This window comes from Thioclava kandeliae (assembly GCF_040297545.1).
GTDB lineage: Bacteria > Pseudomonadota > Alphaproteobacteria > Rhodobacterales > Rhodobacteraceae > Thioclava > Thioclava kandeliae.
This window is the reverse complement of sequence record NZ_JAYWLC010000002.1, coordinates 58,985-72,688: the sequence shown is the minus strand read 5'-3', so window position 1 is coordinate 72,688 and position 13,704 is coordinate 58,985. Positions and strand designations below refer to the sequence as shown.

The 13,704-nt window shown below is 63.8% G+C and carries 13 protein-coding genes; 4 read left to right on the top strand and 9 right to left on the bottom strand.

The annotated features are described in order from the left end of the window. Both VSX56_RS02995 and VSX56_RS02990 read right to left on the bottom strand, forming a co-directional pair. Window positions 1-1,437 (bottom strand): efflux RND transporter periplasmic adaptor subunit, encoded by a 1,437-nt coding sequence (locus VSX56_RS02995; protein ID WP_350934748.1) that lies wholly within the window; start codon window positions 1,435-1,437, stop codon window positions 1-3. A 93-nt stretch (window positions 1,438-1,530) separates the two neighbouring features. Beyond that, window positions 1,531-2,352: a uracil-DNA glycosylase gene (locus VSX56_RS02990; protein ID WP_339113660.1), complete on the bottom strand. Its 822-nt coding sequence runs from the start codon at window positions 2,350-2,352 to the stop codon at window positions 1,531-1,533. 129 nt (window positions 2,353-2,481) lie between these two features. Here VSX56_RS02990 and VSX56_RS02985 point away from each other — a divergent pair, with 129 nt between their 5' ends. Further along, complete coding sequence (locus tag VSX56_RS02985) at window positions 2,482-3,330, top strand: prephenate dehydratase (protein WP_339113661.1); 849 nt, start codon at window positions 2,482-2,484, stop codon at window positions 3,328-3,330. A gap of 42 nt (window positions 3,331-3,372) precedes the next feature. Here the strand turns inward: VSX56_RS02985 and VSX56_RS02980 are convergent, their stop codons facing one another. Both VSX56_RS02980 and nudC read right to left on the bottom strand, forming a co-directional pair. Further along, on the bottom strand, window positions 3,373-3,846 hold the full coding sequence (locus tag VSX56_RS02980) for an SRPBCC family protein (RefSeq protein ID WP_350934745.1): 474 nt from the start codon (window positions 3,844-3,846) through the stop codon (window positions 3,373-3,375). Window positions 3,847-3,918: 72 nt separating this feature from the next. Next, window positions 3,919-4,857 (bottom strand): NAD(+) diphosphatase, encoded by a 939-nt coding sequence (nudC, locus tag VSX56_RS02975; RefSeq protein ID WP_350934743.1) that lies wholly within the window; start codon window positions 4,855-4,857, stop codon window positions 3,919-3,921. A 194-nt stretch (window positions 4,858-5,051) separates the two neighbouring features. Between nudC and VSX56_RS02970 the strand changes: the two genes are divergently transcribed. Next, complete coding sequence (locus tag VSX56_RS02970; RefSeq protein ID WP_350934740.1) at window positions 5,052-6,962, top strand: bifunctional 2',3'-cyclic-nucleotide 2'-phosphodiesterase/3'-nucleotidase; 1,911 nt, start codon at window positions 5,052-5,054, stop codon at window positions 6,960-6,962. A 12-nt stretch (window positions 6,963-6,974) separates the two neighbouring features. Here VSX56_RS02970 and VSX56_RS02965 read toward each other — a convergent pair whose 3' ends face one another. From VSX56_RS02965 to VSX56_RS02945, 5 genes are all read right to left on the bottom strand, one after another. Continuing rightward, on the bottom strand, window positions 6,975-7,325 hold the full coding sequence (locus VSX56_RS02965; protein ID WP_339113665.1) for a hypothetical protein: 351 nt from the start codon (window positions 7,323-7,325) through the stop codon (window positions 6,975-6,977). A gap of 30 nt (window positions 7,326-7,355) precedes the next feature. Then, on the bottom strand, window positions 7,356-8,120 hold the full coding sequence (locus VSX56_RS02960) for a DUF6478 family protein (RefSeq protein ID WP_350934738.1): 765 nt from the start codon (window positions 8,118-8,120) through the stop codon (window positions 7,356-7,358). 226 nt (window positions 8,121-8,346) lie between these two features. Then, window positions 8,347-8,991 (bottom strand): hypothetical protein, encoded by a 645-nt coding sequence (locus tag VSX56_RS02955; protein ID WP_339113667.1) that lies wholly within the window; start codon window positions 8,989-8,991, stop codon window positions 8,347-8,349. 133 nt (window positions 8,992-9,124) lie between these two features. Then, on the bottom strand, window positions 9,125-9,997 hold the full coding sequence (serB, locus tag VSX56_RS02950; protein WP_339113668.1) for a phosphoserine phosphatase SerB: 873 nt from the start codon (window positions 9,995-9,997) through the stop codon (window positions 9,125-9,127). A 140-nt stretch (window positions 9,998-10,137) separates the two neighbouring features. Further along, complete coding sequence (locus tag VSX56_RS02945) at window positions 10,138-10,587, bottom strand: GNAT family N-acetyltransferase (protein ID WP_350934735.1); 450 nt, start codon at window positions 10,585-10,587, stop codon at window positions 10,138-10,140. Between the two features lie 292 nt (window positions 10,588-10,879). Between VSX56_RS02945 and VSX56_RS02940 the strand changes: the two genes are divergently transcribed. Continuing rightward, complete coding sequence (locus VSX56_RS02940) at window positions 10,880-12,025, top strand: phosphoserine transaminase (protein WP_339113670.1); 1,146 nt, start codon at window positions 10,880-10,882, stop codon at window positions 12,023-12,025. 77 nt (window positions 12,026-12,102) lie between these two features. Then, window positions 12,103-13,698, top strand: coding sequence for a phosphoglycerate dehydrogenase (gene serA, locus VSX56_RS02935; protein ID WP_339113671.1), 1,596 nt, complete (start codon window positions 12,103-12,105; stop codon window positions 13,696-13,698). The last annotated feature ends 6 nt before the right edge of the window (window positions 13,699-13,704 follow it).

Genomic DNA, 13,704 nt, shown 5'->3' with positions numbered 1-13,704 from the left:
TCAGCCGCCCCGCTGTTCAAGCCGGTCGATCACGGCAGCGGGCACGCGGTCCTGCTGCAATTGGCTCAACAGGCTCTCGCGCTGGCTGGTGCTAAGGCCCGTATCGCGCTCGGCGGCCTCCATCAGGGCCTGACGGTGATCGGGGGTCAGGTCGATCAGGCTCTGGTCATGGGATGCCTCTGTTAGCGGACGCAGCTTGATCCCCTGCCCCAGAAGCGGGCTGCGCCGCGCCACGACCAGCGTGCCCTGCGGCAGATCCGAGCGCACCAGCACCGTATCGCCCTCGCGACGCAGGATGCGCGCCTGCGCGGCGTAAAGGCGGTTCTCGCCATCCAGCGCCAGCACCTCGCCATTCCCATCCACCGCCTGTGACGGAAGCCGCGCGACATCGGCCAGAAGCGGCTCGCTCAGCGTCACGGTCACAAAATCACCGGGCCGGAAGCCGCGCGTCTCCGCAAGGCGCGCGTAAAGAAGCCGTCCCGCCGTGCCCGCCTCGACACTTGCCCCCGCCCTGAGGAGCTGCGCCGACGATTGCACCTGCGCCTCCGCTGTCTCAAGCCGCACCTGCGCCTCCAGTGGCAGCAAGGCACCGCCCTCATCGGTCAGCCGCAAAAACTGGCTGGTGGACACACGGAACGCGACTTCCAGCGCGCCCGGGTCGATCAGCTCGCCCAGCATCTCGTTGGCCGAGACCAGCCCGCCCTGCACCGCCATCACCCCGCCGAGGATGCCGTCGAAGCCCGCGCGGATCACGGTCTCCGACAATTCGCGCTCGGCCTCGGCCAGATCGATCCGCGCGCGGCTCAGCGTGGTTTTCCCCTGATCGAGCACCGCCTGCGCCTGCGAGAGCGCCGAGCGGCGCGACAGAACGGCCTGATCAGCGGAAGAGGCGGCCAGTTCGGCCTCCTCGGTGACCGCCGCCGAGCCGATCCCGCGTGTGTTCAGATCCTGCTGGCGTTGCAGCGCCTTGAGCCGCAGCGCGGCCTGTGCCTGCGCGGCCTTCAGGTCATCGCCGGCGATCACCAGCGCCCGTCCGGCCTGCGCGAGAGCCGCCTCGGCCTCGGACAGGCTGGCAGCCGCACTGTCGCGCGCGGCCTGCGCCTGCGCCGGATCGAGCCGCACCAGCACATCGCCCTGCCGCACCATTGCCCCATCCTCGAAGACAGGGGACAGCTCCACAACTGTTCCCCCGCTCGAGGCACGCAACTCCAGCCGCCGTGTCGAGCGGATCTCGCCATAGGCGGTCAGTTCGGGGTGAAGATCCTGATACTCAAGCGCCACCACATCGGCGGCATAAATACGTTCCGAGGGTGCTCTTGCGTGCCCGTGCTCCGTTCCGGACGGGCCCATCCGCATCACGGCCACCGCCGTGGCAAGCAGGCCAAGCGTCAGGGCAAACAGGAAAATTCCGCCAAGGCTGCGTGAAAGAAAATGCATCTATGCGCGTATCCGGAACTATCGGGCGAGGTTGGAGCATTGTGCCAGTCTTTGCCGGTGCCGCATAGAAAAACTTGGCCGCCTGCGGCAGGTCTAGCCGTCGAGCCGCGCCCGCAGCGACAGGAGATCGGCCCATGTATCGCGCTTGGCCTCGGGCTGGCGCAGAAGCTGGGCGGGCGAATACATGGCGATCGCGGGCTTGCCAAAAGCCTCGGCCCATTGCCCGCGCAGACGGATAATCCCGCGTTTGCCGATCCCTGCCGAGCAGGCGGCATTTCCCATCAGGACCACAATATCGGGGTCCACCAGCTCGACCATCCGCATCAGGAACGGGCGCATCATCGCGATCTCGGCGGCTTCGGGCTCGCGCTGGCCCGGTGGGCGCCACGGCAGAACCGGCGCGACAAAGAGCGCCGCATTGCGGTCGGGGGCCTCGCGCCCCAGCCCGATGGCGCCAAACATCCGGTCGAGCATCCGCCCCTGCGCCCCCGTGAACGGACGGCCTGCGCGCTCGTCCTCGCGATCGGGCGCGTCGCCGATGACCAGAACACGCGCATTCTCGGGCCCTTCGGCACGCAGCGTGCAGCGCGCGCCCTTGCGTAGCTCGCAGGTCTCGAACGCATCGAGCGCCTCGTGCAGATCGGCCAGACTGCGCGCCTGCCCTGCCGCCTGCGCGGCCAGCCCGACATGATCGACCTGTGGCACGGCCTGAACGCGCACAGGCGCCGCCGGTTTTTCGGCCATAACAGGTGCGGCCTGCACGACCTCCGGCTTGGCCAGCCGGTCGGGCAGCGCGTAGCAATCCACCGCCCCGTCGCCCTGCGCCTCGTCCGCGCCCAGCTCGCATAGCCATTCGAGCGCCGCGAGGGCGGCATCATAGCTCAGATCGGAGGGCGGGAGGTTATGCATGGTCATGACGCGCATCTTAGTCGCGCGGCTCCAGACGGTAAATCCCCTACCTGCCGCACAGCTCCCGACGATATTTTCCTTTTCTTGCAGGCAATCTGGCGGTAGGCAGCTTGGCAAACAGACAGGAAGAACCCGATGACCACGACCGGAAAAATCGCTTTTCAAGGTGAATTGGGGGCCTATTCCCATCAGGCCTGCCATGATGCGCTCCCCGATATGGAGGCCCTTCCCTGCCGGACCTTCGAGGATGCGATCGAGGCCGTCCGCTCGGGCGAGGCCGATCTGGGCATGCTGCCGGTCGAGAACTCCACCTATGGCCGCGTGGCCGATATCCACCAGCTGCTGCCATCCTCGGGGCTGAAGGTGATCGGCGAGGCGTTCGTGCGGGTGCATATCAACCTGCTGGCCCTGCCCGGCACAGAGCTGTCCGAGGTGAAATCGGCGATGTCGCATACCGTCCTTCTGGGGCAGGTCCGCAACTTCCTGAGCGCCCATAACCTGCACCGCATCGTGGGGGCCGATACCGCAGGCTCCGCCAAGATCGTGGCCGAAAAAGGCGACCGCTCGGTTGCGGCACTGGCCTCGGAGCTGGCAGGCGATATCTACGGGCTCGAGGTTCTGGCCCGCCATATCGAGGATGCCTCGAACAATACGACCCGCTTCCTTGTTATGTCGCGCCAGCCCGATTTCTCGCGCCGTTCCGAGCGGATGATGACCAGCTTCATCTTCCGCGTGCGCAATATTCCGGCCGCCCTCTACAAGGCGCTTGGCGGCTTTGCGACCAATGGCGTGAACATGACCAAGCTCGAGAGCTACATGGTGCGCGGCAATTTCACCGCAACCCAGTTCTATGCCGATGTCGAAGGCCACCCCGAGGACCCCAACCTGAAACTGGCGCTCGAGGAGCTGTCCTATTTCACCGATATGATGGAAATCCTCGGCGTCTATCCGGCAGATCCGATCCGTCAGGAAATCTGCGGCTAAGCGGCCGCACGGAGCCCAATGCGGGCAGCTAGGGCCCGTAGATCACGCCTGACCCGATGCCTCGTAGCGGGCCGAGATCTCCTTGGCCTGCTTCGATATGCGGTCGGCGAATTTGCGGTCGAGACTAGAGCGGCCAAGCTTTGCCGATTGCAGCATGAGCCGCGCGCCCAGCGTGCGCGGACGTATATCCAGCCCGACCTGCAACCGCGTGCGGGTGCGCGACAGCGCGGTCAGCAGGATCACCGTCTCGATCAGGAAGCTCGACGATTCGCCTGAAAGCCCCACCGCCTCCGGACGCTCGAACCGCGTGACCTCCGCAGTCAGCTTGCGCATCTTGCCCCGCAGGCGGAAAGCGATCTCCCAGCTTGCGCCTTTGCCCGCGCCTTCCAGCTGGTCGGTGCGGTGAAGTTTCACACCACGCTCGCGGGCAACCTCTTCAATAGCATCGAAGCGGCTGAGCTCGTCGAAGACAAACTCAACAGGGACAGGCATATCTTCTCTGGTCGAGAATTTCATCCGGCACTCCTTGGCACATGCCAACTGAAAAGATCACGGCGATCATGACGTTAGGTCTGATCTAGACGCCATTCACAGACGGTCTGCAAGCCATTCCCGCATTAACCAACCTGCAATGGCACCGCGACGTGGCGCGCGTATCACGCTATCGCGCCCCGCCATCACCTGCAACAGCCGCTCGCGACTGATCCAGAGTGCATCCTCGATCTCGATCGGGTCCGTCACGATCTCGCGGCTGAGCGCCTCGGCATGGCACCCCATCATCAGCGAGGCCGGAAAGGGCCAAGGCTGCGAGGCCACGGGCCGGACGGGGCCAACGCTTACCGAGGTTTCCTCGAAGACTTCGCGACGCACGGCGGCCTCGACCGTCTCGCCGGGTTCCATGAAGCCCGCGAGACAGGAATACATCCCCTCCGGCCAATTGGGGTTACGCCCCAGCAGCAGGTCGTTGCCGTGGGTCACCAGCATGATGACACAGGGATCTGTGCGCGGGAAATGCGCGGCCCCGCAGGACGGACATTGCCGCTGCCAGCCCGATTGCACCGGTTCGGATCTCTGGCCGCAGCTGGCGCAGAACCCGTGGCTGCGGTGCCAGCCGAGCACCCCGCGCGCCGTGGCCGACAGCTCGGCCTCGAGCGGGGTCAGATCCGTCATCACCTCGCGCAGATCGCGGAAACCAAGACCCTCGGGGGCGGAGATGTCGGGCGGAAGATCCCGCGCGACGATCATCTTTCCCTCGACCTGCCCCAAGAGCACCTGCGTGCCCGCCTGCCCCGAAAAAAGCGGCGCGGAAGCCGGCAGAAGCCCCAGAACGGGCGTTGCCTCGTGATCGCCGCAGCACAGGATTTGCCCCTGCGCCACCGCCAGAACCCACGCATCCGCCAGATCGGGCATCTCACGCGAAAGCCCGGCACGGTCCAGCCCGCCCCCCGCAAAGGCCAGCCCTGTCCGACGGTCGTGGAAAAACGGTCCTTGCGATGGAAGGATTCGGCCAGAAGCAGCAGATGACATGAAGGGAGACCCCGATTTTAAGTCTGGTTACGCAATACGCTTGCTTAGTGTTACGAATTTAGGCCTTAATCGTCAAAAGAGTATAGCTTTTCCCTCCGTGACCTGATGTCACAAATACACCTTAGGGTTGAGCGCGGTTAATATGGTATGAGTGACAAAAGGCGATCTTGGATCGCCCGTTCGAGAGGAATGCGATGCCCGTGCCCACGCAGCAGCCGCATAACGGCCAAGTGACACCCCTGCGTCTGCGCCTTCTGGCAACGACGGATCTGCACGGGCATGTGCGGGGCTATGACCTGTTTTCCGACCGTGAGGATACCAGCTGCGGGCTCGCGCGGGTGGCAACCCTGATCGACGCCGCCCGCGCCGACTGTCCGAACACTTTGTTGTTCGACAATGGAGACTTCCTGCAAGGAACGCCGCTGACCGAATACTGGGCGCGCAACCGCACCGGGCGTCCCGCCGCGCCCCATCCGGTGATCGAGGCGATGAATGCGTTGGGCTATGATGCGGTAGCGCTGGGAAATCACGAATTCAATTACGGTCTGGAATTCCTTCTCGAAAGCCTGTCGGACGCGCGTTTCCCCTGCCTTGCGGCCAATGCCCTGACCGCGCAGGGGGCGCCGCTGACCCAATCCCATACGATCATCGAGCGGGCGCTGACCGATGAGGCGGGCACGGTCCATATGCTTCGGATCGGGGTCTTTGGCGTGTTACCGCCGCAATTCATCCTGTGGGACAGTGCGTTTCTGGCCGGCCGACTGCAAAGCCGTGCCATTGTCGATACCGCCAGAGACGAGATCGCGACACTTAAGGCGCAGGGCTGCGATCTGGTCGTCGCGCTTGCCCATACCGGCATCGACCCCGATGCGCGCGAGGACGATCCCCATGCCGAGCATGTCGCGACCCTTCTGGCCCGCCTCGAGGGGCTGGATGCGCTTGTTGCCGGCCATGACCACATCACTTTCCCCGGCCCTGACGTGCCCGCGCGGGACTGGATCGACCCCGAGCACGGCGTCCTGCATGGCGTGCCAACCGTCACGCCCGGCCATTTCGGCAGCCATCTGGGGCAGATCGACCTGACATTACATCACGATGCTCAGGGGTGGCAGGTGGCCCGCGCGCAGGTGCAGGCCATCCCTGTCCGCCAGACGCCCAGCGTGCCCGAGGCGCCGAGAATCGTGGCCTGCACGGCACAGGCCCATGACGAGGTGCAGCGCCATAGCCGGCAGCGTATCGCGCGGCTCGATGTACCGCTGCACAGCTATTTCTCGCTGGCCGCGCCCGATGCCGCCCTGACCTTCGTGGCCCATGCCCAGCGCGAGCATGTGCGAACCCTGCTGGAAGGCCGGATCGAAGGGGAATTACCCCTGCTTTCGGCTGTAGCCCCTTGCAAATCGGGCGGGAGATCAGGGACGGAATATTATCTCGATCTGAAACCCGGCCCGCTCAGTATCCGCAATCTCAGCGAGATCTATCTATTCCCCAATATCGTCACTGCCGTCATCATCGACGGTGCCGGGCTGAAGAGCTGGCTCGAGCGGGCCGCCATCGTTTTCGAGACAATCCCCGCTGGCTCGCAGGGCCAGACACTGATCCGCCCCAGCGTCCCCGCCTATAATTTCGACGTCATGCTGGGCCTGACCTACGAGATCGACATCTCGGCCCCGCCTGCCTTTGATCTGCAAGGGGCAGCGACAGGCGAGGGGCACGGGCGTATCCGCGATATGCGCCATCAGGGGCGACCCGTCGAGGATACCCAGAAATTCGTCGTGGCGACCAATAACTACCGCTCTGCCTTCGCGGGTCAGTTTACGGGGCTTGAGGCGCTGCGGATCGATCTGGGGCCGGATGTCGCCTCCCGCGACATGCTGATCGAGGCCGCGCGCCGTTGGGAAACCGTGCATCCCCAGCCCGAGCCGATCTGGCAGTTCAGGGATCAGCCCGATACCTACGCCCGCCTTATCACCGGCGCCGGCGCGCTGGCCTATACCGCCCAGATGGGCAGGTTCGGGCTTTCGGTCGAGGAGCATTGCGAGGACGGAACCGTCACTCTGTGCAAACAGCTTTTCGAAGAGGTCCGCCGCAGCGGCACACTGGGCTGAACCGCGCGATGGCTACCGTGTGTCGCGGCAATGCGCGCGGAAGGCGCGCTTGAGCAGATCCAGCTCTGCCTGCAACCGGTCGACCTGCGCAACCAGTTCCTGTGCGACCGGCGCGCCCGCCAGAAGGGGCAACCGCGCGACCACTTCGCCCGAGTGTTCCGCCAGCAGGAGGGTCTGGGCCCCCTCCTCCAGCATCTGCACCGGCAGTGGCTGGCGCAGGCGCCAGCGTCCTTCTCCGAGATCCTCCCATATCCCGTCCTCGAGCACCGTTCCGTGGCAACTGACCTCCAGAACGGGCTGTCCCGGGGCAGACAGCTCGACGATCCATTCACCGGCGCGCAGGCGTGAGAATTCGACAGTCATAGGCGGGGCTCCTTCGGAGAAGAGTTCGGGTCAGAGATCGGCACGCGGATGGCGTAGAAGCGTCATATCACGCAGCGTGATCTTGTTCATTGCGGGCGCCTCGAAGAGCAGATCGATCCACGCTTTCTCGAGCCGCTTCTCGTTGAGTTTGGTATAGGCCAGATCGAACTGGACGACCCCGCCGCCCTCGGGCATCTGGCCCAGAAGCTGGTCATGATTGGGCCCGTGCTGGATGTTGAAACGGCAATAGACAGGACGGGGCTCTTCCATCTCCATATCGAGATCGAGCTCGACCAGATGATGCAGCCGGAAGCCGGAAACCGCATCCTGGGGTAGATCGAGCACCAGCGAGAGGAAACTGCCATGGAAGCCGAACACCTCCAGCTCGATGCCGAAAGGCGTGGCGCTTGCGCCGGTATTGCGGATCTGGCGCAGGCTTATCTCCTGCGACGGGCAGTCATGGAACAGCTTTATCCCCTCGCCGAGCAGACTGCCCGAGGCGGCCCCCGCCAGCTGGTCCGGCGCGACCGGCAGGGTCATAACCGGTGGCCGCCATGCCCAGTCACACCCCAAGGGCCGTTCGATCGTCTCGCTGCGCGCGAAACGCGCCGCCCGCTCGCAGGAAATCGTATGACACAGGGCCTCCCCCGTGCGCGTCAGCTCGGTGACCTCGCGCCAGAGCTCAGACAGATCGCCCGCACCCCGCAACCGTGCTGCTTTCTGCGCCCTCTCCCAGCGCCGCTGCATCCGCCTGAATGCCAGCCGGTCCATCAGACCGCTCTGTCTTTGCGCCATTTTCCGCCCCGCTTCCCCGACTTGCGCCCCGTCACTATCAGACCAAGCAGACAAGTTGCGTTACGTCAAGACTGCGCGATCAGAAGCCCCTGAGGTTATTTCGTATTTCATCTGCCGTAAGATATGGCGGCACGGCTTCCTGACCAGAACCGCCGGAGGCGAGTTATTCCGCGAGCTGCGGCCTGATCCAGACCGGTTACGGCAGGGACCGGTTAGCGCGCAGCCGTTATTGCGCGGGCTGAGCCTGTCGGGCCAGATGCGCCTTCGTTGCCGCAGCGGACCGCCCTACGAAATCCTTGAGCAGCTTCAGCTGCTGCGCATCGCTCATCGGCTGGGTGTTCAGCGGCATGACCGACAGCGCGGTCAGATGCCCCTCCAGCGAGGTCACCCCGCGCCAGTATTCCGCCGAAACGGGAAATTCCTCGGCCAGCGAACGGTCACGCACCTTCAGCAGAAGGATATCTCCCGAGCTCTGCGATTTCAGGATATCGACATCATCGCTGCGCCCCGAGCGAGCAATGGCCGCCTGCCCTGCCGCCGAACGGAAGAAGGCCTCGATCATCGGAAAACGGCTCTTGAGCGTTCCGGTCATCTTGGGCCCGACCGTGGCCGACAGCATCGCCGGATGCGGAGCGCCCTGCCGCGTCGCATCGTCGGTGACCGCCGCACAGTCCCCAAAGAGTATCACGTTATTCTCGGTCTGGCCGGGATTGCCCTCCCCCGCCACGCAATAGCCTGCAGGCGCACTCAGGACCGTATCGCCCGCGATCACGGTGCCCGTGGCCCGCCCGCCCGTCGTGGTCTGGCAACCGGCCAGTGCGAGCGCCGATACCAGAACGGCCACGCCCAGTTTTACCTGCAAGATCGACATTCCGGTCACCCTTTCCTCAGCGCGTCAAGTTGCCTCAAGGCTTAGGAGGTCGCACCTTAAAGGGCAAGCGACCCCGCAATTCTGTGATCGTTCCCGCGGTCAAAGCGGCAGCCTATCCGCCAGTTCCTGCCGATCAGGCGAAGTCCGCGAGGCTATAGCCCTGCACATAGAGAAGCGCCGTCAGATCACCATGGTTGATACGGATATCGCATTGCGCGGCCACAGAGGGCTTGGCGTGCAGCGCCACACCGGCACCGGCAATGGTCAGCATCCCCAGATCATTGGCCCCGTCGCCCACGGCCATCACCTGATCGGCAGACAGGCCCAAACGCTCGGAGATCTCGTGGAAGGCCTGCACCTTGGCCTCACGCCCCAGAATAGGCAGGCCCGGCTTGCCGGTCAGTTTGCCATTCTCGACCAGCAGGGTATTGGCGCGGTTCTCGTCAAAGCCAAGGGTCGCCGCGATATGGCGGGTGAAGGCCGTGAAGCCCCCCGAAACCAACGCGCAATAGGCGCCATCGCGTTTCATGGTGGCCAAGAGTTCCGGACCACCCGGCATCAGGGTGATCCGGGTGTCGATAACCTCCCTGATCACCGTCTCGGGAAGGCCGGCCAGTAGGCCCACGCGCTCGGTCAGCGCGCCCTCGAAATCCAGCTCGCCATTCATCGCCTTGGCGGTGATCTCTTTCACGCGGCTGCCCACGCCCGCCACATCGGCCAGCTCGTCAATACATTCCTGCTGGATCATGGTGCTGTCCATATCGGCCAGCAGCATCTTCTTCCTGCGGCCTTCGGAAGGCACGACCACCAGATCGATCTGCAGCGCCTGCAGGTCCTCCCAGACCGTCCAGCGGTTATCTGGGATCGTCTCGATCGGGAATTCTGCCGCGATTCCCTCGGCAAGCCATGTGATCTCGCCGCCACCCCAAGCATTGCGCAGCGCCACAACGGTGGTGTCATCGAGTTTCGGGGTGGTCGGGCTGGCCAGCAGAAGGGCTACATACATGCGCAAGATCTCCGGATCATGAGGTTGCCCGCGATATAGCGCGAAAGCCCCGCCCGTTTCCAGCCCGCCCGTTTGCGGCCCACCCGTTTGCGGCCAGCCCCGCCGCCCCTGATGGCCGAAGACCCCGCAGCGCTTCGGTGTCAGGCCGGACGCTGGTATTTGATGAAGGCCGTCTTCTCGCCGATCCGATCATAGAGCTGTCGTGCGGTCCTGTTGTCCTCCTGCGTCGTCCAGTAGACAGCAGGCGCGCCACGCGTGTCGGCCAGCCGGTAGACCGCCTCGATCAGGGCACGGCCCGCACCCGACCCGCGCGCCTCCGGCGCGACATAGAGATCCTGTAGATAGCAGACCTCCTCCAGATGCCAGTTATGGGCATGGAAAATCACATGGGCGAGGCCGAGAAGCGCCCCCTCGGACTCGGCCAAAAACCCCACCTGCTGCGGCCGCTCCGGATCAAGCATCCGCGCGAAGGACGCCTTGTAGACCTCGTCGGCGCACTGCGCCTGATAGAAGTCCAGATAGCCGCGCCAGAGCACGCGCCACGCCTCCTCGTCTCTGGCCTCGAATGGCCGAATCACCAGTTCCCGCATCCACTTCTCCCTCTGTGGTCCGGCCTCAGGCTGCGCCGAGTTCCACCATCGTGCAAGGCAGGGCCGGCGGCTCCGGTCGCCCCCTCCTGCCCCCACCGGATAGACAGGCTGCGGGGCTGTAGGCGCTAACATCCCTGCACCCCGCGCACCCCTGCCATGCAGATGTCGCAAAACCACTCTAATCCTTCGCATTGAGACAAAATTCCTGTTGCAAGGGCGAGTGCACAGGCGTAGAGGCGACAGCGGGACACCCCTCCCCAACGAGGGGCGTTTATCTGAGAGGATACCAGATATGGCTATTGAAGCTCCGGCCACGCGGCCGGCTAATCCGCGTTTTTCTTCGGGCCCCTGCACGAAGATCCCCGGTTTCTCCCTCGACATGCTTGCCGACGCGCCTCTGGGCCGTTCGCACCGCGCAGCTGTTGGCAAGGCCAAGCTGAAAGAGGCGATCGAAACCACTCGTGAAATTCTGGGCGTGCCTGCCGATTACAAGATCGGCATCGTTCCGGCATCGGATACCGGCGCTGTGGAAATGGCGCTGTGGTCGCTTCTGGGCGAGCGCAAGGTTACCATGTGCGCATGGGAAAGCTTCGGCGCAGGCTGGGTCACCGATGTCGTGAAACAGCTGAAGCTCGACGCAGAGACGAAGACCGCCGATTACGGTGACATCGTCGATTTCGCGACCGTCGATTTCAACACCGATGTCGTCTTCACCTGGAACGGCACCACCTCCGGCGTGCGCGTGGCCAATGGCGATGCGATCCCCGCCGACCGCGAGGGCCTGACCATCTGCGACGCGACCTCGGCCGCTTTCGCGATGGACCTGCCCTGGGACAAGCTCGATGTCACCACCTTCTCCTGGCAGAAAGTGCTGGGCGGTGAAGGCGGCCATGGCGTCCTGATCCTGTCGCCCCGCGCGGTTGCCCGCCTCGAGAGCTATACCCCCGCATGGCCGATGCCGAAGATCTTCCGCATGACCAAAGGCGGGAAGCTGATCGAGGGTATCTTCAAGGGCGAGACCATCAACACGCCCTCCATGCTCTGCGTCGAGGACTATATCGTTGCGCTGAACTGGGCCAAGACCATCGGTGGCCTCGAAGGGCTGATCGCCCGCGCCGATGCCAATGCCCAAGTGGTCTGGGACTTCTGCGCGGCCAAACCGTGGATCGCCAACCTCGCCAATAACGCGGCAAACGCTTCCACCACCTCGGTCTGCGTGAAATTCACCGATGACCGTATCAAGGATGGCGCGACCTTCGCCAAAGCCGTTGCAAAACGGCTGGAAGCCGAAGGTGTGGCGCTGGATGCAGGCGCGTATCGCGATGCACCGGCTGGCCTGCGCATCTGGTGTGGCTCGACGGTTGAGAAAGCCGATGTCGAGGCGCTGATGCCCTGGATCGAATACGCGTTCGAAGCCGAGATCGCCGCGCAAGAGTGATCTCTTCTGTGATGTCGTGACGGGCAGCCCCTGCCCGTCCGTTTCCCCAGATACCCCCATATTCAAGGAGCCCGCACATGGCCCCCAAAGTTCTCGTCTCTGACAGCCTGTCCGAAACCGCCGTCCAGATCTTCCGTGACCGTGGCATCGAAGTCGATTTCGAGCCCAAACTCGGCAAGGACAAAGACAAGCTCGCCGAGGTAATCGGCAAATATGACGGCCTCGCTATCCGCTCGGCCACCAAAGTGACCGCGAAACTTCTGGAGCACGCGACCAATCTGAAGGTCGTGGGCCGCGCCGGTATCGGCACCGATAACGTCGACAAGGAAGCGGCGTCGAAAAAAGGCGTGATCGTCATGAACACGCCCTTCGGCAACATGATCACCACCGCCGAGCACGCCATCGCGATGATGTTCGCCGTGGCCCGCCAGATCCCCGAAGCCTCGGCCTCGACCCATGCGGGCAAGTGGGAAAAGTCGAAATTCATGGGTGTCGAGCTTTCGGGCAAGACCCTCGGTGTGATCGGTGCCGGCAATATCGGTGGTATCGTCTGCGACCGTGCACGCGGCCTGAAGATGAAAGTGGTCGCCTATGACCCCTTCCTCGGTGAGGAAAAGGCCGAGAAAATGGGCGTCGAGAAGGTCGAACTCGAAGACCTCCTGAAGCGCGCCGATTTCATCACCCTGCACGTTCCGCTGACCGAGCAGACCAAGAACATCCTCTCGCGCGAGAACCTCGAGAAAACCAAGAAAGGCGTTCGCGTCATCAACTGCGCCCGTGGTGGTCTGGTTGACGAGGAAGCACTCGCGGATCTGCTGAAATCGGGCCATGTGGCCGGTGCGGCCCTCGACGTGTTCGCCGAAGAGCCCGCCACCAATAACGTGCTGTTCAATCTGCCCAATGTCGTCTGCACGCCCCACCTCGGTGCGTCCACGACCGAAGCGCAGGAAAACGTGGCGCTGCAAGTCGCCGAGCAGATGTCCAACTACCTGCTGGACGGTGCTGTCGAAAACGCGCTGAACATGCCGTCGATGACCGCGGAAGAAGCCAAGGTCATGGGCCCGTGGGTCAAGCTGGGCCAGCATCTGGGTGGTTTCATCGGCCAGATGACCGAGGATGCGATCAAAGCGATCAACATCACCTATGATGGCGCCGCAGCCGATCTGAACCTCAAGGCGCTGGATGCCGCCGTTGTAGCCGGTATCATGAAGGCCAGCCAGCCCGACGTGAACATGGTTTCGGCGCCTGCTCTGGCCAAAGAGCGCGGGATCAAGATCTCGACCACCTCGCAGACCAAATCGGGCGTCTACGAGGGCTACATCAAGGTCACCGTCGTCTCCGAATCGAAAGAGCGTTCGATCGCGGGCACCGTGTTCTCGGATGACAAGCCGCGCTTCATCCAGATCAAAGGTATCAATATCGACGCCGAAGTGGGCGAGCACATGCTCTACACCACCAATGACGACGTTCCCGGCGTGATCGGCAAGCTCGGCACGCTGCTGGGCGAGCATGGCGCAAACCTCGCGAACTTCACCCTCGGCCGCTCGAAAGCCGGTGGCGAAGCCATCGCGATCGCCTATCTCGACGAGGCCCTGAAGCCGGAGACGGTCGAGGCCATGAAAGCCTCGGGCATCTTCAAGCAGGTAAAACCGCTGGAATTCATTCTCGGCTAAGCCATA